The following is a 21,499-nucleotide window of genomic DNA, read 5'->3' as shown; positions in this document are numbered from 1 at the left end:
CGTTGTTGTTCACCACCTGAAAGATTGTATACTTTCTCCTTTAAAGAAATATTAAGTTGTAAATCTTTCAAAAGTTTTGTTTTCTTATCATTCCATTTGCTTCTTGGTATTTTAGAATTTATGCAAGCTATATCTAAATTATAGCTAACGGATTTATCATCAATTAAAGCAAAATTTTGAAAAAGAAATCCTATTTTTGTGCGTAATAAATGTTGTGCCTGTCGTGAATTGGCTTTTACATCTGTTGCACCACATACATTGATTGTTCCAGTATCTGGATTTTCAAGTAATCCCATTATATTTAATAAAGTCGATTTGCCAGATCCACTTTTGCCAGTAATACAAATTTGGTCGCCTTGTTCAATCATCAATGAAAAATCATCAAAAATTGTTTTTTTTCCAAAAGATTTACTTATGTTATGCAGTTCACAAATATTCATGTTTAAACTCCTTCTTTCAAAATATTAGACACGTTACGTCTTTCAAAATATATAATCAACCCGTTGGCCAACAGAAATTCCACAATCAATTTACCCAAAATAATGTAGTAAAAACCAGTAGATATGAATAGGAAACAAGCTATACATTCTATAATATTTGTAAGCAATAAGAGCAGGAATATATTTTTGTATTTCTGCAAAAATGTATGTCCAAATGCCTTTTTTAAAAAATATTCAAACCTATTACGCTGAAATAGTAAATAAATACTTTGAACTATAGTTGCCAATAACAGTACACTCAAACCAAGAAGAGCATACTTTGTTACTGTTGCATGTATTTGCAAATTATTAATTTCTTGCAGGATAATCTCATTAGGTCTTATCAAATAAGGGAAATTATCGTCTAATCCATACTCTTTAAGAGTGTCTAGCAATGTAGAATATGTTAATTCAGTGTCATTATCAATCAGTTTTATAAACAATGTTTGGTTACCAGTAGAATTGTAGAACCTATCAGGAACTAATGAATTTGCTTCAGTCATAACAAAAATTATTGGGTCGGGAATGAGATTATTATTCTCTGGCAAAACATTGGAATTGAAAGAAAAAACATTTTGACCAGATTTAGTGTAGATAAAGACTATTTCTGTACTTTCGGGTTTTGCCTCTTGATTATATAAATCTGTATGTAATTTATGAAATTGTTCCCTCCCATAAGAAAAATATTCATAGTTATATTCTTCCATATCTTTGTATTGTTCGGGTACAAGATATATTGCATAGGGCGTATCCTCGCTTATGTCAATGGGTTCACCATTTTCATCATAAATAGGGTACTCTTTCAAATAATTAGGATTTACGGTAATTTCTCTTATATAGTCATTGTTTACATTTGCTTCTATGCTTTCGCTGGTATATAAATCTGAATTGATATAAATAGCCTGCATTTCATTATTCAAAAATGGATACAAATCATAAGCAGGTACATCTAAAGGATATTTGCTGGATCGGATAGCGGTACTATCATCACCAGTCCTAATGGGATAGAAAACACCATAGTTAGAAGCAGTAGTCCAATTTTCAAGGTTGTTTTGCTTCTCGGAGATTCGTTGCATATCCCCGATTAGATTTACCGCAAGAAGTATGATTACAACAGATACAGCAATCTTAAAAATTCCATTGAACAATGTAATAGCACCAATTGGCTTTTTACCTTTTATGCAGTATGTCGTTTTAATATAGCGAGTATAGATAGCACACATATATGAGAGTAATAAAAGCATAAGTATAAAGATAAGAAGGTTTGTGCCAAATACTTTTATAACAAATTCCATATTATTGTTGGGAATTAGGAGCATTAAGGGTAAAATCGCAATGTTGCTAATTATAAATATTTTTGTAAAGAATTTGATAAAAATACGTGAGCAAATTTCTCTTGTAGTAAATCCATTTAGTTTCATAACTGATATTGATTTTGTCTGTGATACTAGATAGAATAAAAAAGTAAAGAATATTATCAAGAAAAAGAAAACGATGATTGCAGTCAAACTTACTGTATTTTCTGTCTTAAGCTGGCTTTCACTATTTATGGCAATAAACATATCTCTTGTTAATTCAACCCCTGAAGTCCTTGATTTTAGATAAGAAACATAATCATCTAAAAACTCTGTAAATTGATCATACGAATTACATTCAATCCTATATTTTCCAGAGTATTTATATTGCTTTAGAATATCATCTAATACATGAACTGAATAATAGTGACCTCCTCCAAAATCTGCAATGACACCAATTTGTTCATCTGCATCTGTGTTCTCTGTTGATATAAATACCGATGAATTATTCATATCATCTGCTGATAAAATCCGTCCCTCTTTCATAGGTATATTTCTAAAAAATATTGTATCAGTTACTAAGTAAATATAATCAATAGTATAAGATATACCTTTTTCGTTATCATAGTATGAGACTGTGCGAATTAGGTTAACGTCATTATCTATCGCAGACTGTTTGAGATACTGTAAGTAGTTAGGGTTAGAATTATAGTCATCTTCTGGAATAGTCAACTCAAACCCAAAAGCAGAAGATGAGGTAATCAACTTATTGTAGCTTTCTGTCTTGTAAGTAGAATAATTTGCTACAAATAATATTAGAAACATAAAAAAGGAAAATATTGCAATAAATCGTTTCAACTTGCCAACCTCCTTAACTTAATTTAAATCATAAGTTGCCTAAAGTCAAGAAAAAGTAAAACCACTCTTATGCAAGAGTGGTTCCACTTGCTATCCTGTTTTACTTAACATCCCAGTTGCAATAAGCAACAGAATTACGGGGTCCAATTGCACTGGATTTGGATGTTGTACGTGCTTTTACCCAACCACTGTTATCATAGTTGCCGTCGATTTCACAACTAGACCTATGTACTTTGGTGTTGTGGTCGAGATTGGACCATACCTTTTTCTTGAGGGTTATGGTAAGTGTTGTTCCATAATCCCATCTACCGTTACCGTTGTCCACAGAGACAATTTTGTACGGTGTAATTTGAGAAGGTTCGCCAGCAAGTACAACTGTTCCGCCGTTCACTGGTGTGTCAATTTGTGCAAAAGCTGGAATTGCCATTACTATCATTAACGCACCTAACATTAAAATTGCTCCAAGTTTCTTCATACAAAAAGCCCTCCTAGGATTTATATTTGACAAGCTGGATAGCTTGCTTGTCAGCAATAGTAATTATAATACAATAATATAATTATAATACAATACCATTAAACCATTTATATCCAAATTTGTCAATATAATATTGTAAAAAAGTAATAAATTTGCTATATATGGATATTGCAGTAAAACAGTTAATTTATACACATCAAGAATCCTTAAAAGCTCTGGATATTTTGATATGTGGGAGACAAGGGGAGACAAGGGGACGTTTCGTTTGTCTTGATTGGAATAAACCAAAGGGACTGTCCCTTTAGTTCAATACTGCCTTAAGTGAAAAAATCAAGATAAATATTTTACCACCTAAGGGAATTGAGCGTAGTAAAATAAAGAAGGTCATTGACAAACAGCTATAGATGACAATGGTCCAGTCCGAAACTGCTAAAAAAATAGGTTTTTTCAGCAGTCTCAGACGATTCTTGTGGATATAAAAAAATATCATAATAAAAATTATAGCATCTAAAGAACATAATAGCTTTAAGGATGTTATTTTTTTAATTTAATTCAAAAAGAAAAAAACTCTAAAGCTGTAAACCAAAGAACAGACTTAACTTGTTAAACAGCACTTTATTCTACCCTATAATTAACCAAAAACTGCAAATTATCTTATCTTAAGACTCCATGTCAAATTAAATAATCTGACTTAAAGCTATGCAGATTATTTAATCTGATATAGGATATATTATTAGGTAAAATGGTAATAATGAAAATAGAGAAAAGCCTCATGCAAAAGACTTTCCTCTAATAAAAAATAGTAACACCAAATTTAGCTATGATTATAACCAATTTTATACAAAGTATAACTAAATATCACAAATTAGGGAAAGCTAATATATTTCCATGTAGATATGGCTGTGATAAATGTGATTACATGGGAATAGAGTAAAAGGGATCAGAGTTGAAAAGTTGAATTAGCATAGTATATAATTCAACTTTTCAACCCTGACCCCTTTTATTACTAAAAATATTTTGGAGGGAATTTATGTTTTAAAAAAAATATTTGTTTGATATTGATTGGCATTATGATAATGATTTCATTTAGAGCATATGCAGAAGCAAGTACACAAGTAAATGAAAGTATTATTCCTAGTATGGAAAGACATAAAGCTAATATTGATTCTGGTGCAAAAAGTTTTTTTTGAGGATTTTTTTGAAATTCTTTACCTGTATACTTGTAAAAAATCACAATTAAGCATTAAAAATCCCTACAATTATGCAAGTTCAAATGATTGCCTTGTATAAAAAAATCAATTTTTGACTTTTTGCACTGGAATCAATATTAAATTAGTTAAAGAAGAAATGAAGGATAAAAACATAAAACCAATAAATGAAATAGACATGATTAAATCTTTGAAGAAATTAAACAAAGAAGAACTAACTAAAAAAGGCTTCGATAATCAAGAAATCTTTAAAATAGACAGTATGGATATTGAAACAGAATTTAAAAAAGTACTATTAAAACGCAAAAAATTACCAACGGAGCAATTGAAGAGAATGGGATACTCAGAAATTCAAATTACTAAATTGAGAAATATAAAAGGTAATGAAACACTTGATGAAATTCGGTCTTTATCAGCAGATATGTATTGTTACAATTATATTAATACACACAGATATGATAGCGATACAAATAGAACAAAAGTTGAGGCTGAATTTGGTTGGGAGTGGAATGTAGTACCTGCATTTCAATTTACTGACTCTATCGGAGTAGGTTGGAATGGTGATTTTCAAATAGACCCAGATTACTATCAATATTGGTTAAATTATCATATAAAGACATATTATGATAAATATAGTTCTAAAACAGTAACAAGGAGATCTAGCATGAGTGAGAAAAAGATGAATACATGCCAAGATAGTTTTGATTTGACTGGTTATGATGAGGGGTTACAAAATTATTTTTGTAAGTCAGGTTATGGAGTAATGGCATTAACTGAAGTAGGAAAAGCAAGCAATGTTAAGTTTTCATTTAAATATGGACATAATCATGTAGGTGTAGCTCCATCTGTTACATATCCTTATGGTGTTGGATTTACTTTTAAAGGAGCGGAACAAATATATAGTCCTCCAAGTGTTGCAAATAGCCAAAAAAATTTTTAAGACAATGATTAAAAGAAAAAGGCATAGTCGTATGCCTTTTTCTTAGATAAAATATTAGCACATTCATAATGAGAGGTATTTAAATAATGAAATTTAATAAATATTTTATATTGATATTAATTATTTTAATCTTAATGATAGTAAATATAAATCAATATAATGAGAATAATAAGTTGAAACTTGCTATTGGCAATATTACTATGCTCACTACATGGGAATTTAGTGATAGTTCATTTTATATAAATACCCTTTTAAAAAAAGAATATTTAACAATGAGAGAACTTATGATTTTAAGTAGATATATTTATATGAATAAAAATATTGCTAAAATAAATAGAATGTATAAATTGTCTCAGAAGTTTGAAACAATATATAGAGAGATCCAAAGCTATACTGAAGAAAATGAAATTTATTCTACTATAGTAGATGAGCAATTCATGAGAAAATTAAGAATACACTCAAAGGAAATTGACAAACTAATTGGAGAAATTGAGCAGAGAAAAAACATAATAGATACGCAGAATGGAAGAAAATTTGATTCGAATTCAGACCCTTTAAGATATTATAATGAAATCTTTGATAAGTAAGAGAAAATATGGTTACGATTATTCTTCTTTGATTAATATGTATTATGATTGAAAAGATAATTATTAATATAACAAGACGCAGAGACGCTTCACATGTCTTATATTGATTAAGTTTGCTATTATTGCTTTTTAATTTTTAATATTATACTTAATTGTTATACATTTATCTTTGGTGCATTATATATTTCTTAAATTATTCCAATAAAGATAAAGGAAACCTTCCTTTGTCTTAAAATTTTCTTCTAGTGATTCGATTCATTAACATTTGAAAATCTATTTCTGCTGTAATCATGCCCATTAATATCAAAATAGCACCTACAGTACCCATTGTGTTTAATAGTTCTCTAAAGAAAATGTATCCAAATATGGCTGCAAAAACTGGTTCACCTGTATAAATTAAAGCTGTATGGGTTGAACTTGTAAATCTTTGGGCCACATTTTGAATGATATAGGCAGCTGAAGTACAAACTATACTTAATATCAATATGCTTATCCATGCTTCTTTACTTGTAGATATAACGGGTTGTTCGATAGCAAAGGATGTAATCAGACTAAGAATACCTACCACCCCTAGTTGAATTACTGCAAAGGATATTGACTCTACATCTGATGTGAATTTACCAACAGCTATTATATAAAGAGCAAATATAACAGCACAGATAAATGTATAAACATCCCCTATATTAATACTATTTACTGATGTCATATTACTTAATGATAATAATCCCATACCGATAAAAGCTAGTATAGCACCATATATAGAGGCTTTCTTTGGGATTTTCTTTAATAGAAGGGGTGAAAATATAGGTACCATTATTACATTAAGTCCTGTTATAAATGCTGATTTAGATGCAGTAGTATATTTTAATCCAACAGTTTGAAAGGCATAATGTAAATACAACATTATTCCCAATAATATTCCTAATTTTATTGTCTTTTTATCAAGTTTTATCATTTTTTTTATAAAAAATATTGAAGAAATAATAAAGGCAAGAAGAAATCTAATAGCTAAAAAATTATATATTTCCAAATCCGTTAAAGCAATCTTTGTTAATATAAAGGATGCACCCCATCCTATAGTTACAAATAGTAATGCTAAATCTGCTTTTAATTGTCTTGACATAATCCACCCTCATTCCTTATTTTTTTAATTTCATGTTCAATTTTCTTCTTAAAGAAAAAATTCTTTTTTGAAGATAGATTTTCCTTTGTGATAAATTATAAGTCGAAGCTATTCTTTTGTGATTTTTTTAAAATATATCAAAAACTATTGTTATTGATCTTATAAATCTTTATAGCTATAGAAAGTTGTTCATAGAAGCTACCTTCTAAATTTTCCATACCTAATATTTCTTTTATTTTATTAATTCTGTATCTGATAGTATTATCATGCTGAAATAACTCCTCGGAAGTCCTTTTTATATTCCCATCATTTTCAACATATTTTATAGCAGTATTTAAAATCTGAGTATTATATTTTTCATCATAACTTTTCAAAGGTAAAATTATTTCTTCGTAAAAATCTTGCATCCATACTTCGTTAATAAATGGCATTATTATTTTATATATTCCGATATCCTTATAAAAAGTTATATTTTTCTTAGAAATTTCATTTGCTTTAACAGCATAAAAACTTTCCTTAATTCCTATATGTAACTTATCTAAACCTAAATAGTTATTACTTATTCCAATAATATATTTGTCGTTATTAATTCCGATATCATCTATTAATTTATATAGATTATTTAATGCACTGCTTTCGTCTAGATTTTCATAGCTAAAAATTATAAGTATACCACTTCTGTATTTAAATACAGAATTATAAATACTTTTAGTTTTACTTTTCTTAAAGCTTTCTAATAATCTAATAATATTTGCATTATTTAGATATTTTTTTTCTTTACAATAGGTCACAATAAAATTTTCCTTGAATGAACTATTTATTTCAAATGCCAATTCTCTTACCATTGATTTACTTATGTTGTTTTTAATAATTATATCAACTTTAGTTTCAAGCAATTCATAATTATCCTTGTTTCTAATAGCATCCATAATATCAGTTATAATATCTTCAAAGTATACACTGTTATTGAAGATAAATATTGGAAAGGACTTTTCGTTGGCATATTCTATTATTTCTACAGGCAATTCGTTATAATAAACATTTTTTATTCCTAAACCACTGACGCCATCTTCAATGAGACTTTTGATGGATTCAATTAATAAGTTTATATCATTTCGGGCAAAGAAAAAACTGCTTATCACAAAGTCTCCTTTACCAAACTGTCCTTCAATTTTGTCAACCATTTCATATTCCAGTATTCCTATTTTTTCTATTTTATTATCAAGTCCCCATTCACCAGCTATAAGTCTGAAGTTCTTTAAGTTATCTAATTTTGTTGCTTCATAAATAGTAATAGACATGAAAACATCCCCTTTAAATTATTAAAAGCATAATTCATTATATTTACAGTATCTATCATTTATCAAAAAATTTTATTATAGATATTCCAGTAAAACAGTTAATTTATACATATCAAAAATCCTTAAAAATTTTGGATATTTTGATATGTATAAATTAAGTTTTACTATGGGAAATCTATATATTTGAAATATTTCTTCATTAATATCAAATTACCTGTCTATAATTGTATTTTTTATAAAAATCAAAGATTTACTGATAATAAATGTGAAGAAATTCGTATTAAATATGACTGAATAAGGAAATATTAAATAGGTAAAGAGGTATTAAAGAGATGTTAAGGAAGGATGGTGAAGATTATGACAAAACCAGCAGAGATAAGTGCAGCAGAAACTGCAAATGAGAATTTGCCAAAGGAAAAATTTGAAGAATTAGAAAAGTTTATTAATGGGCTTGAAACCACAAAAGGAGCTTTAATTGAGATACTTCATAAGGCTCAGGATATATTTGGATATCTCCCTAGAGATGTACAGCTTTATGTAGCTAGAAAACTTGGAATACCTGGTGCAGAAGTTTTTGGAGTAGTAAGCTTTTACTCTTATTTTACAACTAAGCCACGAGGTAAACATACCATAAGTGTATGTATGGGTACAGCATGCTTTGTAAGGGGAGCTGATAAGATTATTGAAAGACTGAAGGAAAAGCTTGGAATTGAATCCAATGAAATCACTGAAGATGGGCTTTTTACATTGAAGGATGTTAGATGTATAGGAGCTTGTGGTCTTGCACCTGTTGTAATGATAGATGATAAAGTATATGGACGTGTGAAGGAAGAGGAACTGGATGAGATTATTAATACCTATCGAAATCAGGAGGTGAAGCACTAATGAAGGTTAAGTCCTTAGAAGAACTTAAAAAGATAAGAGAAGAATCCATGGATAAGGTGAATTTAAGGGAACATGGTGAAATCAATGAAGATAAAATAGAAATACTTGTAGGTATGGCAACCTGTGGAATATCTTCTGGAGCAAGAGAAACTTTAAATGAGTTTGTAGAAGAAATAAAAAAGGAAAAACTAAATAATGTAAAGGTTATTCCAGTTGGTTGCATAGGGTATTGCCATTCAGAACCTACGGTACAAGTCAATATATCAGGTGAAAAGCCAGTTTTATATGGAAATGTAAAGGGAAAAAGAGTACATGAAATTATTGAAAAACACATAAAGGGAGGAAAACCAGTAGAAAATTTGATTTTACATGTTGATTTTGAAAGAGCATAGAGAAATTAGTGGTGAAGGAGGTTTGAAATGAGTAAATTTCGTACAAATATAATGGTCTGTGGTGGTACAGGCTGTTTAGCCAGTGATAGTGAAAAAGTATTTAAAAATTTAAAACTTATACTCAAAGCACGAGGCTATGCTGATGAAGTTCAAGTTATAAAAACAGGTTGTTTTGGCTTTTGCGAGCAAGGTCCCATAGTAAAAATAGAACCTGACAATGTTCTATATGTGAGAGTTGGGCCAAAGGACGCAAAGGATATTATTGATGAGCATATTATTAAAGGTAGAACTGTAGATAGGCTTTTATATAGGGAACCAGACAAAGGAAAAAAGGCCCATAAACAAGAAGACATGCCCTTTTATAAGAAGCAGCTTCGTATAGCTCTAAGAAATTGCGGACTTGTAAATCCTGAAGATATTTATGAATACATAGCTTTGGGAGGATATGAGGCTTTAGGAAAAGTACTTACAACAAAGTCTCAGAAAGACGTAATAGATATAGTAAAAAAATCGGGACTCCGAGGACGAGGTGGAGGAGGCTTTCCTACTGGATTGAAATGGGAGATCACCAGTAAGCAGCCAGGAAAAACTAAATTTATAATTTGTAATGCTGATGAAGGGGATCCTGGAGCATTTATGGATAGGAGCATATTAGAAGGCGATCCTCACAGTGTTTTAGAGGCAATGGCTATTGGAGGATATGCCATTGGAGCTGATAAAGGGATTATTTATATAAGAGCCGAATACCCACTTGCTATACAAAGGCTTAATATTGCATTAAAACAAGCTCGTGAAATGGGGCTTTTAGGAGAGAATATATTTAATACAGATTTTAGCTTTGACATAGATATAAAATATGGGGCAGGTGCCTTTGTGTGTGGAGAAGAAACTGCACTTATCAATTCCTGTGAAGGAAAACGTGGTGAACCAAATTATAAGCCGCCATATCCAGCAGAGAAAGGGTACTTTGGACATCCAACCTGTGTTAACAATGTTGAAACCTTTGCCAATATACCTCCAATAATATTAAAGGGACCCCAGTGGTTTGCATCAATAGGCACTGAAAAAAGTAAAGGGACAAAGGTATTTGCATTGGCGGGAAAGATCAATAATGTAGGTCTTGTTGAGGTTCCTATGGGAATAACATTAAGAGAAATTATTTATGATATAGGTGGAGGAATTCAAGGAGGAAGAAAATTTAAGGCAGTACAGACAGGTGGTCCATCGGGGGGAGTAATAACAGAAGAAGACCTTGATACACCAATAGATTATGACAGCTTGACAGCAATAGGGTCCATGATGGGGTCAGGGGGAATGATAGTCATGGACGAAACTGATAATATGGTAGATATAGCAAAATTTTATCTTGAATTCACCATGGATGAGTCCTGTGGAAGATGTACTCCTTGTCGTATAGGAACAAAACGCTTGTATGAAATGCTTAATAAAATTACCAGTGGGAAAGCAACAATGGCTGATATAGATGCAATGAAGCAATTGTGCTATATGATTAAAGATGGCTCCTTATGCGGTTTAGGTCAAACAGCACCTAATCCAGTTATAAGCACAATGAAACACTTTTGGAATGAATATTTAGCCCTTATTAAAGATGTGGATAATTACCAAGAAGAAGGTAGATATATTGCTACAAATAAAGATGGGACTACGATTAGATCTTAGTTTAAAGCGAGGTGAAACTATGTCAAATACTAAAGAAATGATTAATATTAAAATAAATGATAAAGAGATGAAGGTACCAAAAGGCATAACGATCTTAGAAGCTGCACATGAAGCCGAAGTCAAAATTCCAACCCTATGTCATCTGGATTTACATGATTTAAAAATGGTTAATCAAACAGCTTCCTGCAGAGTTTGTATGGTGGAATTGATAGACTCAAAAAATAATAGAAACAAGCTTGTGCCGTCTTGTGTAACAAAGGCAGTGGATGGGATGGAAATTAGAACTGATACTCTCAGGGCCATTACAGCACGTAGAATGGCTGTAGAGTTGCTACTTTCCAATCATCCAAATGAATGTTTTACTTGCCCCAAAAATCTTGAATGTGAACTTCAAGCCTTAGCTAAGGAGCTTGGAGTGAGAGAGATTAAATGGGAAGGAGAGAGGATGAATTATCCAAGGGATTTATCAAGTGATGCTATAGTAAAGGATGCAAACAAATGTATATATTGCAGGCGGTGTGAGACCATGTGCAATGAAGTTCAAACCTGTGGAATTCTATCGGGAATTGGCAGAGGCTTTGATGCATTTGTGGGACCAGCCTTCAATATTCCTATGGTAGAATCCTCATGTACATATTGTGGACAATGTGTTGCTGTATGTCCTACAGCAGCCCTTACAGAGGTTAACCATACTGATAAGGTTTGGAAGGTATTAAATGACCCCGACAAACATGTAGTAGTACAAACAGCACCAGCTATTCGTGTTGCAATAGGGGAGCTTTTTGGGATGGAACCTGGAACAATAGTGACTGGACAACTTGTAGCGTCACTTAGGCGTATGGGATTTGATGGTGTTTTTGATACTGATTTTGGAGCAGATTTAACGATAATGGAAGAAGCAAAAGAATTAATATACCGTATAGAAAATAATAAGACTTTACCTATGCTTACAAGTTGTTGCCCAGCATGGGTTAAGTTCATAGAACATCAATTTCCAGAACTTCTGGAAGTGCCTTCTACTTGTAAATCTCCCCATATAATGTTTGGAACTATTGTAAAGACATACTATGCTGAGAAAAATAATATTGATCCCAATAATATAGTAGTAGTATCAGTAATGCCCTGTATAGCTAAAAAGGCTGAAGCTAAGCGTCCAGAACTTACAAAGGATGAAGGAAATAATGTGGATATTGTCATCACAACCCGTGAATTAGGGGAGATGATCAAAGAAGCTGGAATAGACTTCAAAAACCTGCCTGAGGAAGAATTTGACAGACCTCTTGGAGAGACTACAGGAGCTTCTGTTATCTTTGGTACTACTGGAGGAGTAATTGAAGCTGCCATTCGTACAGCCTATGAATGGATTACAGGAGAAGAACTTAAAGAAGTAGAATTTAATCAATTAAGGGGAATAGAAGGACTTCGTGAAGGTAAGGTTAAAATAGGAGATAAAGAATTAACAATAGGCATTGCCAATGGTTTAGGTAATGCACGAAAACTTCTTGAAGAAATTAGAGAAAATAAATCAAAATATGATGCAATAGAAATCATGGCATGTCCAGGAGGTTGCATCGGTGGTGGAGGACAGCCATACCATCATGGCAATGATGAGATAGTTAAGAAAAGGCAAGAAGCTATCTATAGAGAGGATAGAAGGAAAAAACTTAGGAAGTCCCATGAAAATCCTGAAATTCTAAGACTATATAAAGAATATCTTGGTGAACCCTTTGGAGAGAAAGCCCATAAGCTTCTTCATACCCATTATGAAGCAAGAGAAAGGATTTGATGATAAATTAGATAAATAAGAGATATGACAAAAAGTCAAGGCTGAGATAGATGGGCTTTGACTTTTTTATTGTGCTTTTCATTTTTACATTCAGTCTATTTCTCTACTCAAAAATATGCCTTTAATTAAAACTAAAATACAGGGACTATTGCTCCTTTATATTGTTTCTCAATAAATTCTTTAACTTCATCGGATTGTAAAGCATCAATGAGGGCTTTTATATTTGCATTATCCTTGTCTTCAGGTCTGATAGTAAGAATGTTTGCATAAGGAGAATCACTTCCTTCAATTAATAAAGCATCATTTGAAGGATTTAAACTAGCTTCCAGTGCGTAGTTTGTATTGATTATAGCAGCATCAACATCATCTAGGGTTCTTGGTAGCTGAGCTGCGTCTATAGGTTTAAATACTAAATTTTTAGGATTTTCTATGATATCTTTATCTGTGGCTTCTAACCCTGCATCTTCCTTAAGCTTAATATAACCCTTAGATTTTAGCAGTAGTAAGGCTCTACCACCATTGGTTGGATCGTTAGGAATTGAGATAATACTTCCATCCTTTAATTCATCAATAGATTTAATTTTTTTTGAATATAGACCCAAAGGTTCCACATGAATTTTAGCTGCATTAAATAATTCTATATTATGTTCCTTTGCAAAGGATTCCATATAAGGAGCATGCTGAAAGAAGTTAGCGTCTATTTCCTTTTCATTTAAAGAAAGATTAGGCTTTACATAATCAGTAAATTCTATTATTTCTAGCCTAATACCCTTTTCTTCAAGCTTCGGTTTAATTACATTTAAAATTTCGACATGGGGTACTGGTGTAGCTCCTATCTTTAAAACTGCATCATCGGTTTTTGAAATCTCCTTATCTGGGGTTTTCCCAGTACATCCTACTAAGCCAATAGAAAGTATCAATAAACTAAGGGTAATTAATAAAATATTTCTTTTCATAATTTTTTCCTCCTATTTTTTATTTAATTTTTTAGCTAAACTATTACCTAGAAATTGTGTGATTTGAACTATTATAATAAGTAGAACTACACATGCTATTAGAACATCGGTTCTAAAACGATGATAACCATATCTGATTGCTAAATCTCCTAGTCCACCTCCTCCTACTATTCCTGCTATTGCAGAATAGCCTAGAATATTTATAAGTGTTATAGTAATCCCTAAGACAATTGAGGACATTGCCTCGGGTAGTAAAACCTTAATAATTATCTGCAAAGGTGTTGCACCCATGGAAATCGATGCCTCAACAATTCCTGAGTCTATTTCCCTGAGGGATGTTTCCACTATCCTTGCAAAGAATGGTGTAGCTGCTACAACTAATGGAACAATAGCTGCCGTAGTTCCAATAGAAGTTCCAACGATGAATCTAGCAAAGGGACCAATCAAAATTATGAGTATTATTGCTGGTAGTGACCTTATAATATTAATTATTGTAGAAAGAAATTTATTGAGCTTAAGTAAAGGCATTATATGATTTTTTTCTGTAATTACGAGGATTATTCCAAGGGGCAATCCCAAAAGTATTGTAAAAAAAGCCGATACTCCTATCATATATAGTGTTTCGATAAATGATGGTATAAGGAGAGCAAGTATATCATTCATTTGTAATCACCTCTACTTTTACATTATTTGATTCAAAATATGAAATAATATCATCTAAATTATCTGATATATTACTAATTCCTATAGTCAGCTTACCTAATGGTTCATTTTGTATATATTCAATTTGTCCAGATAAAATATTAACATCAATATCAAACTCCTTTATTAACTTTGAGATTATAGGTATCTTTGCACTTCCCTTCATAAAGGATAGGCTCATTGTTATGTCATCTACTAAATCCTTTGGTAAGTAATTGGGACTTTCAACAAAATGCTTTGTTATTTCATTGCTAGGTTTAGAAAAGACGTCTATTGTATTTCCTTCCTCAATGATTTCTCCACCTTCGAGTATTGTTACATAATCACATATTTCTTTAATTACGTCCATTTCATGGGTAACAACAATTACGGTAATGCCTAATGACTGATTTATACTTTTAAGTAGGGTTAAAATTTGCTTTGTAGTTTTTGGGTCCAATGCCGAAGTAGCTTCATCACATAAGAGTATATTAGGTTCATTGGCAAGGGCTCTAGCTATACCTACTCTTTGCTTTTGTCCACCACTAAGCTGAGAAGGATAAGAATTAGCTTTGTCAGAGAGTTCTACCAATTCCAGTAAAGATATAACTCTTTCTTTAATCTGAGCTTCAGGCAACCTTGATAATTTTAATGGAAATGCAATATTATCAAAAACGGTTTTACTCCATAAGAGATTAAAACCTTGGAAAATCATACCCATTCTCTTTCTTGCATTTCTCAGATTCTTATTATTTAAAGACATTAGATTTATACCATCAATCCATATTTCACCTGAAGTAGGTTCTTCAAGTCTATTTATACATCTGATTAATGATGATTTTCCAGCTCCACTTAAACCGATTATTCCATGGATAGAGCCTTTGCTAACTTCTAAATTTATATTTTTTAAAGCGGTTACTTCATGCTTTCCTTTTTTATATATCTTGGTTAGATTTTTAAGTCTTATCACTTGCTTCACCCCTTTTTTAATTTTACTTGTTGTATTAGTTTCTATCGCTGGGATTTTAATATTTTCTTTTCATTCATGTAATAAATCCGTTTTTTTTTATAGAATTTTGAAGGGAAAAACAGGTTTATAAAAAATCACTCAAATGAAATATTGAAATTCCCTAAGGCATCTCAAAATGCTAGATTGTTAAATCAATTTAAATGGATAAAATAGTATACAAAATAAAAAACCTCCTTCGACATCGAAGGAGGTAATTTTTTATAATTAATCTCATCTGTCGATATCAAAATATCGCTGGAATTAGCACCGATGCATAATATGCCGGTTGCCGGGCTTCGTAGGGCCAGTCCCTCCGCCACTCTCGATAAGAGTTTTAATATTTAATTTGCATGTTTTATATTATAACTTAATTTATTATTTTGTCAATAGAGAAAATTGCATAATTACCTTCTGCCAAAACCATCTACTACATATAGTTTTAAATTTCATAAAGCTATATTATATATATTATGCAATTTTGCCAGGTTAGAATTATGCAGTTTTCTTAATAAAGAAAATACATAAACATTTATAAAAATTCATTGGGATAGGGTAATTCATAGCTAAGGACTATATGACTAAATTAAAACTTTCAAATGCATATTTATATAGGATTTACATAGTAAAACTTAATTTATACATGTACAAATACGCAACGTTTCTGGGCGTTTTGGATATGTATAAATTAAAGTCTTTACTTAAATTCCTATATAGGGTTTTAAGATGAAAGTTTAATTTATACATCTAGATTCAACAGCTACGATCAAGATATTTTTATTGCATAAATTAAAGATTGAATTTAAGACCCTATAGTACAATTCTCAAATAATTTTAACTCTAACAATAATTAGCTTTTAACATATTTGGGTTTATATTATAATTTTGAATTAACGAGGATAATATATAAATAAATCTATATTAGGAGAGAGTTTATGGATAATAAATTGAAATTGTTAGATATTATAATAGAAGAAGAGAAGTTTATACATGCTGTGTTGAGTAACGTAAGAAAAAAAAGCGGAAAAACCTTTAATAAAGTTTCTGTAAAGCCTGTACTCATAAAAAATAAACTTCTATTTCAATTTACATATCATTACGATAAAAATGTAATTCATAAAAATTATACTTACTATGAAGCCGAAGGCGAAATAAATAATCTTATTAAATCATATTTTAAGCAGGGGGTTATATATACTGTAGATGCTGATTATCAAGTTTTAGTAAGCAAAAAAGGAAAGATAAAGATACTTAAAAAATCACCTACAAGAAAAAGAGTGAACCTCAGTCATAACAGAAAGAAAAGCTATATATTAGAGGAAGATAAGCCCTATGAGTTCTTAATTAAACTTGGGGTAATGAATGAAAAGGGAAGGATATTAGCAGCAAAATATGATAAATTTAAACAATTGAATAGGTTTTTAGAAATGGTTTCCGACTGTATTCCTTATCTTAATAAAGAAAAAACTATAAATATTATTGATTTTGGATGTGGAAAATCCTATCTTACCTTTGCTTTATATCATTATCTTGTTTATGAATTAGGCTTGGATATAAATGTGATTGGACTGGATTTAAAAAAGGATGTAATTGATTTTTGCAATGAAATAGCTGATGAGTTGAATTACGATAGGTTAAAGTTTATACACGGAGATATTAAAGGATTCGAGGGAATAGATAAAATTGATATGGTGGTATCTCTTCATGCCTGTGATACTGCAACCGACGATGCCATTACCAAAGCAGTAAATTGGAAGGCTGATGTTATTCTTGCTGTTCCATGCTGCCAACATGAACTTTTCAATAAAATCCATAACCCTATCATGAAGCCCATGGAAAAGTATGGCATAATTAGAGAAAAGCTTTCCACTATTGTTACAGATAGTATTAGGGCCAGTGTTCTTGAAATAATGGGGTATTCAGTTCAAATGCTGGAATTTATAGATATGGAGCATACACCTAAAAATATACTTATAAGAGCATTTAAGAATAATAAATTAAATAAGGAAGCAGTAAGTGAGTATAAGAAATTTAAAAAGTTTTGGGGTGTTGAACCTTATATTGAAGGGGCAATGGGAGATGAATTTTTGAAAAAGCTGTGAATTTGAAGCTTTTAAGCCTTAGAATTATTAATGGTGCTATGGATGCATAATTGTATAAAGATTGTTAAAAACATGCCATTGACTAATTGTATATTGTATACTATACTTAAGATGTAATGTGGATTATTTTTAAATATTTACATAACAAGGGGGTCAAAATGATGGCTAAAAAGACTATGAAGACAATGGATGGTAATACAGCTGCTGCATATGTTTCATATGCGTTTACTGATGTTGCAGCTATCTATCCTATCACCCCATCATCAAATATGGCTGAGTTTGTTGATGAATGGGCAGCAAATGGTAAAAAGAATATTTTTGGACAAACTGTATCAGTAACAGAAATGCAATCAGAAGCTGGTGCTGCTGGTGCTGTTCACGGTTCACTTCAAGGTGGAGCATTAACTACAACCTATACTGCTTCACAGGGATTACTTTTAATGATACCTAATATGTATAAAATTGCAGGAGAACTATTACCTGGAGTATTCCATGTTAGTGCAAGAGCAATAGCTACACATGCCCTTTCAATCTTTGGTGATCATTCAGATGTAATGGCTACAAGACAAACTGGTTTTGCTCTTCTTTCATCTGGTTCAGTACAGGAAGTTATGGATCTTGGTGGAATTGCCCATCTTTCAGCAATTAAAACTAGGGTTCCATTTTTACATTTCTTTGATGGATTCAGAACTTCACACGAGATACAAAAAATAGAAGTTATTGAATATGATGACTTTGCTAAGTTAGTTGACTGGGATGCTATTAAGGCATTTAGAAATAATGCACTTAGCCCTGAGCATCCTGTTACTAGGGGTACTGCTCAAAATCCAGATATTTTCTTCCAAGCTAAGGAAGCATCAAATAAATTCTATCAAGAAGTACCTGACGTAGTAGCTAATTACATGGCTGAAATAAGTAAAATTACTGGCAGAGATTACAAGCCGTTTAACTATTATGGTGCTGAAGATGCTGAACGTGTAATTGTTGCTATGGGTTCTGTTGTAGAAACTGTTGAAGAGACAATAGACTATCTACTTCAAAAGGGAGAAAAGGTTGGTTTAATTAAAGTTCGTCTTTACAGACCTTTCTCAGAAAAATACTTCTTTGATGTATTACCAAGCACAGTTAGGAAAATAGCTGTACTTGACAGAACAAAAGAACCAGGTTCATTAGGTGAGCCTTTATATCAAGATGTAAGGACATTATTCTATGGCAAGGAAAACGCTCCACTGGTTGTTGGTGGTAGATATGGTCTTGGTTCAAAGGATACTACACCTTCTCAAATTAAGAGGGTATTCGACGAACTTAAGAAAGATGAGCCAAAGAACGGATTTACAATAGGTATCAAGGATGATGTAACTAATACTTCATTAGAATTAGAAGAACATATAGTAACTGAGCCTGCTGGAACAAAGAGATGTAAATTCTGGGGATTAGGTTCAGACGGAACTGTTGGAGCTAATAAAAATGCGATTAAGATAATTGGTGATAATACTGACCTTTATGCTCAAGGATATTTTGCATATGATTCTAAAAAATCAGGTGGGGTTACAGTATCTCACTTAAGATTTGGAGAAAGACCAATCAGATCTACTTATCTTATAGATGAAGCTGATTATGTAGCTTGTCATAATCAATCCTATGTTGATAAATATGATCTGTTAAAGGGACTCAAAAAAGGAGGAACCTTCGTTCTTAATACTCAGTGGAGCCAAGAGGAACTAGATAGTAAGCTTCCAGCTGAGATGAAAAAATATATTGCACAGAATGATATTAACTTCTATATCATAAATGCGTACGATATAGCTGCTGAAATAGGACTGGGAACTAGAATCAATATGGTAATGCAATCAGCATTCTTTGCTTTAGCTAAAGTTATTCCAGTTGATGAGGCTATGAACTATCTTAAGGATGCTATTGTTAAGACATATGGTAAAAAAGGCGAAAAAGTAGTTAAGATGAACCATGAAGCTGTTGATAAAGGAAGAGAAGCCTTAGTAAAGGTAGAGGTTCCTGCTTCTTGGGCTGGAGAAGTGGCACAGGAAGCTGCTGCTACAACTGAAGAGCCAGACTTTATCAAAAATATCTTACGACCAATAAATGCTCAAAAAGGTGATGAACTTCCAGTTTCTACATTTAAAGGAGCTGAAGATGGTACCTTTGAAGCTGGTTCAGCTGCATATGAAAAGAGAGGTATTGCAGTAAATGTACCAGAATGGCAAATAGATAATTGTATCCAATGTAACAAATGTGCATATGTATGTCCTCATGCTGCTATAAGACCATTCTTAGTGAATGAAGAAGAAAGAGCAAATGCTCCTGAAACCTTTGCTACTAAGAAGGCTATAGGTAAAGGTATGGATGGACTTGAGTATAGAATACAAGTTTCTCCACTAGATTGTACAGGTTGTGGAAACTGTGCAGATGTTTGTCCAGCTCCAAAGGGCAAGGCATTAGAAATGAAGCTTCTTGCTACACAGGAAAAAGAAGTTGCTAACTGGAATTACGCAGTTAATAACGTAACTTATAAAGATGATATTATGGCTAAGACTACTGTAAAGGGAAGCCAATTTGCTCAGCCATTATTTGAGTTCTCAGGAGCTTGTGCTGGTTGTGGTGAAACTCCATATATTAAAGCAGTTACTCAATTATATGGAGACAGAATGATGATTGCTAATGCTACAGGTTGTTCTTCAATTTGGGGAGGTAGTGCTCCATCTACACCATACTGTAAAAATGCAGAGGGTAAAGGACCTGCATGGGCTAACTCACTATTCGAAGACAATGCTGAATATGGATATGGTATGGCGATCGCTTCTAAGAAGATTAGAGAAAAACTTCAATTACTTATGGAAGAAGCCTTAGAGCTTGAAATTCCAGCTGATGTAAAAGAAGCATTTGAGGGATGGATTGAAGTAATGAATGAAGGAGAAGCTTCTAAAGCAGCTTCAGCTAAAGTGATTTCAGCTATTAAAGGAAATACCTTTGACGGAAAGGCTAAAGAAATAGTAGATGAGATTATTGAGAAGAAAGATTATCTAGTTAAGAAATCCGTTTGGATTGTTGGTGGAGATGGATGGGCTTATGACATCGGTTACGGTGGATTAGACCATGTTCTTGCATCAGGTGAAGATATAAATGTTATCGTATTCGATACAGAGGTTTACTCAAATACAGGAGGTCAGGCTTCAAAGGCTACTCCAACAGCTGCTACAGCTAAGTTTGCTGCTGCTGGTATGAGAGTTAAAAAGAAAGATCTTGGGATGATAGCTGCTCAATATGGTTATGTATATGTAGCACAAGTAGGTATGGGGGCAGACAACAGCCAATTTATGAAGGCTTTAGTAGAAGCTGAAAGCTATAAAGGACCTTCTTTGATCATCTGCTATGCACCATGTATAAATCATGGTATAAAAGCTGGTATGGGTAAAGCTCAAGAAAGAATAAAGCTTGCGGTTGATGCAGGATACTGGCACTTATGGAGATTCAATCCAACTCTTAAGGAAGAAGGTAAGAATCCATTCATCCTTGATTCAAAAGAGCCAAAGGGTGATTTCCAAGAATTCCTAAAAGGAGAAGTAAGATATACTGCTCTTGAAACTGGATTCCCAGAAATTGCGACTACTCTTTTCCAAGAAGCAGAAAAGGATGCAAAGGAAAGATACGAAACTTACAAGCGTATGGCTGAAATGAAATATTAGAGATAGAAGGAAAGGGCAATTAGCCCTTTCTTTTTTCTTGAAAT

At 32.0% G+C, this 21,499-nt stretch carries 16 protein-coding genes and 1 riboswitch; of the genes, 8 read left to right on the top strand and 8 right to left on the bottom strand.

Annotated features, from left to right (window positions below; all coding sequences use genetic code 11):
* The 3 genes from BUB36_RS04530 to BUB36_RS04520 form a co-directional block, all read right to left on the bottom strand.
* On the bottom strand, positions 1-440 hold a 440-nt coding region (locus BUB36_RS04530), incomplete at its 3' end, for an ATP-binding cassette domain-containing protein (RefSeq protein ID WP_073147463.1).
* Positions 441-442: 2 nt separating this feature from the next.
* Positions 443-2,632, bottom strand: coding sequence for a hypothetical protein (locus tag BUB36_RS04525; protein WP_073147461.1), 2,190 nt, complete (start codon positions 2,630-2,632; stop codon positions 443-445).
* A gap of 100 nt (positions 2,633-2,732) precedes the next feature.
* The gene (locus BUB36_RS04520) at positions 2,733-3,107 is read right to left on the bottom strand and encodes a lactococcin 972 family bacteriocin (protein ID WP_073147459.1); all 375 of its coding nucleotides are present in this window, start codon (positions 3,105-3,107) and stop codon (positions 2,733-2,735) included.
* 1,347 nt (positions 3,108-4,454) lie between these two features.
* Between BUB36_RS04520 and BUB36_RS04515 the strand changes: the two genes are divergently transcribed.
* A complete protein-coding gene (locus BUB36_RS04515) occupies positions 4,455-5,255 on the top strand; it encodes a hypothetical protein (protein WP_073147457.1) in 801 nt (266 codons plus the stop codon).
* Between the two features lie 86 nt (positions 5,256-5,341).
* A complete protein-coding gene (locus BUB36_RS04510) occupies positions 5,342-5,842 on the top strand; it encodes a hypothetical protein (protein ID WP_073147455.1) in 501 nt (166 codons plus the stop codon).
* Positions 5,843-6,071: 229 nt separating this feature from the next.
* Here BUB36_RS04510 and BUB36_RS04505 read toward each other — a convergent pair whose 3' ends face one another.
* Together BUB36_RS04505 and BUB36_RS04500 are read right to left on the bottom strand one after the other, a co-directional pair.
* Positions 6,072-6,965 carry a DMT family transporter gene (locus BUB36_RS04505; protein WP_073147453.1) on the bottom strand — a complete coding sequence of 298 codons (894 nt, stop codon included), beginning with the start codon at positions 6,963-6,965 and terminating at the stop codon, positions 6,072-6,074.
* Positions 6,966-7,102: 137 nt separating this feature from the next.
* Positions 7,103-8,266, bottom strand: a complete 1,164-nt coding sequence (locus BUB36_RS04500; protein ID WP_073147451.1) for a PucR family transcriptional regulator — start codon at positions 8,264-8,266, stop codon at positions 7,103-7,105.
* Between the two features lie 357 nt (positions 8,267-8,623).
* On the opposite strand from BUB36_RS04500, the gene nuoE reads away from it, so the two are divergent.
* From nuoE to BUB36_RS04480, 4 genes are read left to right on the top strand one after another with little or no spacing between them, the layout of a single operon-like run.
* On the top strand, positions 8,624-9,151 hold the full coding sequence (gene nuoE / locus BUB36_RS04495) for an NADH-quinone oxidoreductase subunit NuoE (RefSeq protein WP_073147449.1): 528 nt from the start codon (positions 8,624-8,626) through the stop codon (positions 9,149-9,151).
* Entirely contained in the window at positions 9,151-9,543 is a 393-nt protein-coding gene (locus tag BUB36_RS04490; protein ID WP_073147447.1) for a (2Fe-2S) ferredoxin domain-containing protein, read from the top strand. Before nuoE ends, BUB36_RS04490 begins: the two co-directional genes overlap by 1 nt.
* A gap of 27 nt (positions 9,544-9,570) precedes the next feature.
* Complete coding sequence (nuoF, locus tag BUB36_RS04485) at positions 9,571-11,223, top strand: NADH-quinone oxidoreductase subunit NuoF (protein WP_084111698.1); 1,653 nt, start codon at positions 9,571-9,573, stop codon at positions 11,221-11,223.
* 19 nt (positions 11,224-11,242) lie between these two features.
* Positions 11,243-13,009, top strand: a complete 1,767-nt coding sequence (locus BUB36_RS04480; RefSeq protein WP_073147481.1) for an NADH-dependent [FeFe] hydrogenase, group A6 — start codon at positions 11,243-11,245, stop codon at positions 13,007-13,009.
* A 131-nt stretch (positions 13,010-13,140) separates the two neighbouring features.
* Here the strand turns inward: BUB36_RS04480 and BUB36_RS04475 are convergent, their stop codons facing one another.
* Genes BUB36_RS04475 through BUB36_RS04465 form a run of 3 tightly spaced genes read right to left on the bottom strand, consistent with a single transcriptional unit; the run spans position 13,141 to position 15,616 of the window.
* Positions 13,141-13,965, bottom strand: coding sequence for a MetQ/NlpA family ABC transporter substrate-binding protein (locus BUB36_RS04475; RefSeq protein WP_073147445.1), 825 nt, complete (start codon positions 13,963-13,965; stop codon positions 13,141-13,143).
* Between the two features lie 12 nt (positions 13,966-13,977).
* Complete coding sequence (locus tag BUB36_RS04470; protein ID WP_073147443.1) at positions 13,978-14,628, bottom strand: methionine ABC transporter permease; 651 nt, start codon at positions 14,626-14,628, stop codon at positions 13,978-13,980.
* The gene (locus BUB36_RS04465; RefSeq protein WP_073147441.1) at positions 14,621-15,616 is read right to left on the bottom strand and encodes a methionine ABC transporter ATP-binding protein; all 996 of its coding nucleotides are present in this window, start codon (positions 15,614-15,616) and stop codon (positions 14,621-14,623) included. Before BUB36_RS04465 ends, BUB36_RS04470 begins: the two co-directional genes overlap by 8 nt.
* A 267-nt stretch (positions 15,617-15,883) precedes the next feature.
* Positions 15,884-15,987, bottom strand: a riboswitch (SAM riboswitch).
* 600 nt (positions 15,988-16,587) lie between these two features.
* Here BUB36_RS04465 and BUB36_RS04460 point away from each other — a divergent pair.
* Positions 16,588-17,754 (top strand): class I SAM-dependent methyltransferase, encoded by a 1,167-nt coding sequence (locus BUB36_RS04460; RefSeq protein WP_073147439.1) that lies wholly within the window; start codon positions 16,588-16,590, stop codon positions 17,752-17,754.
* A 161-nt stretch (positions 17,755-17,915) separates the two neighbouring features.
* Positions 17,916-21,455 carry a pyruvate:ferredoxin (flavodoxin) oxidoreductase gene (nifJ, locus tag BUB36_RS04455; protein ID WP_073147437.1) on the top strand — a complete coding sequence of 1,180 codons (3,540 nt, stop codon included), beginning with the start codon at positions 17,916-17,918 and terminating at the stop codon, positions 21,453-21,455.
* Positions 21,456-21,499: the final 44 nt, after the last annotated feature.

The sequence above is a fragment of the Paramaledivibacter caminithermalis DSM 15212 genome (assembly GCF_900142245.1).
GTDB lineage: Bacteria > Bacillota > Clostridia > Peptostreptococcales > Caminicellaceae > Paramaledivibacter > Paramaledivibacter caminithermalis.
This window is presented reverse-complemented; position numbering and strand designations above follow the sequence as displayed.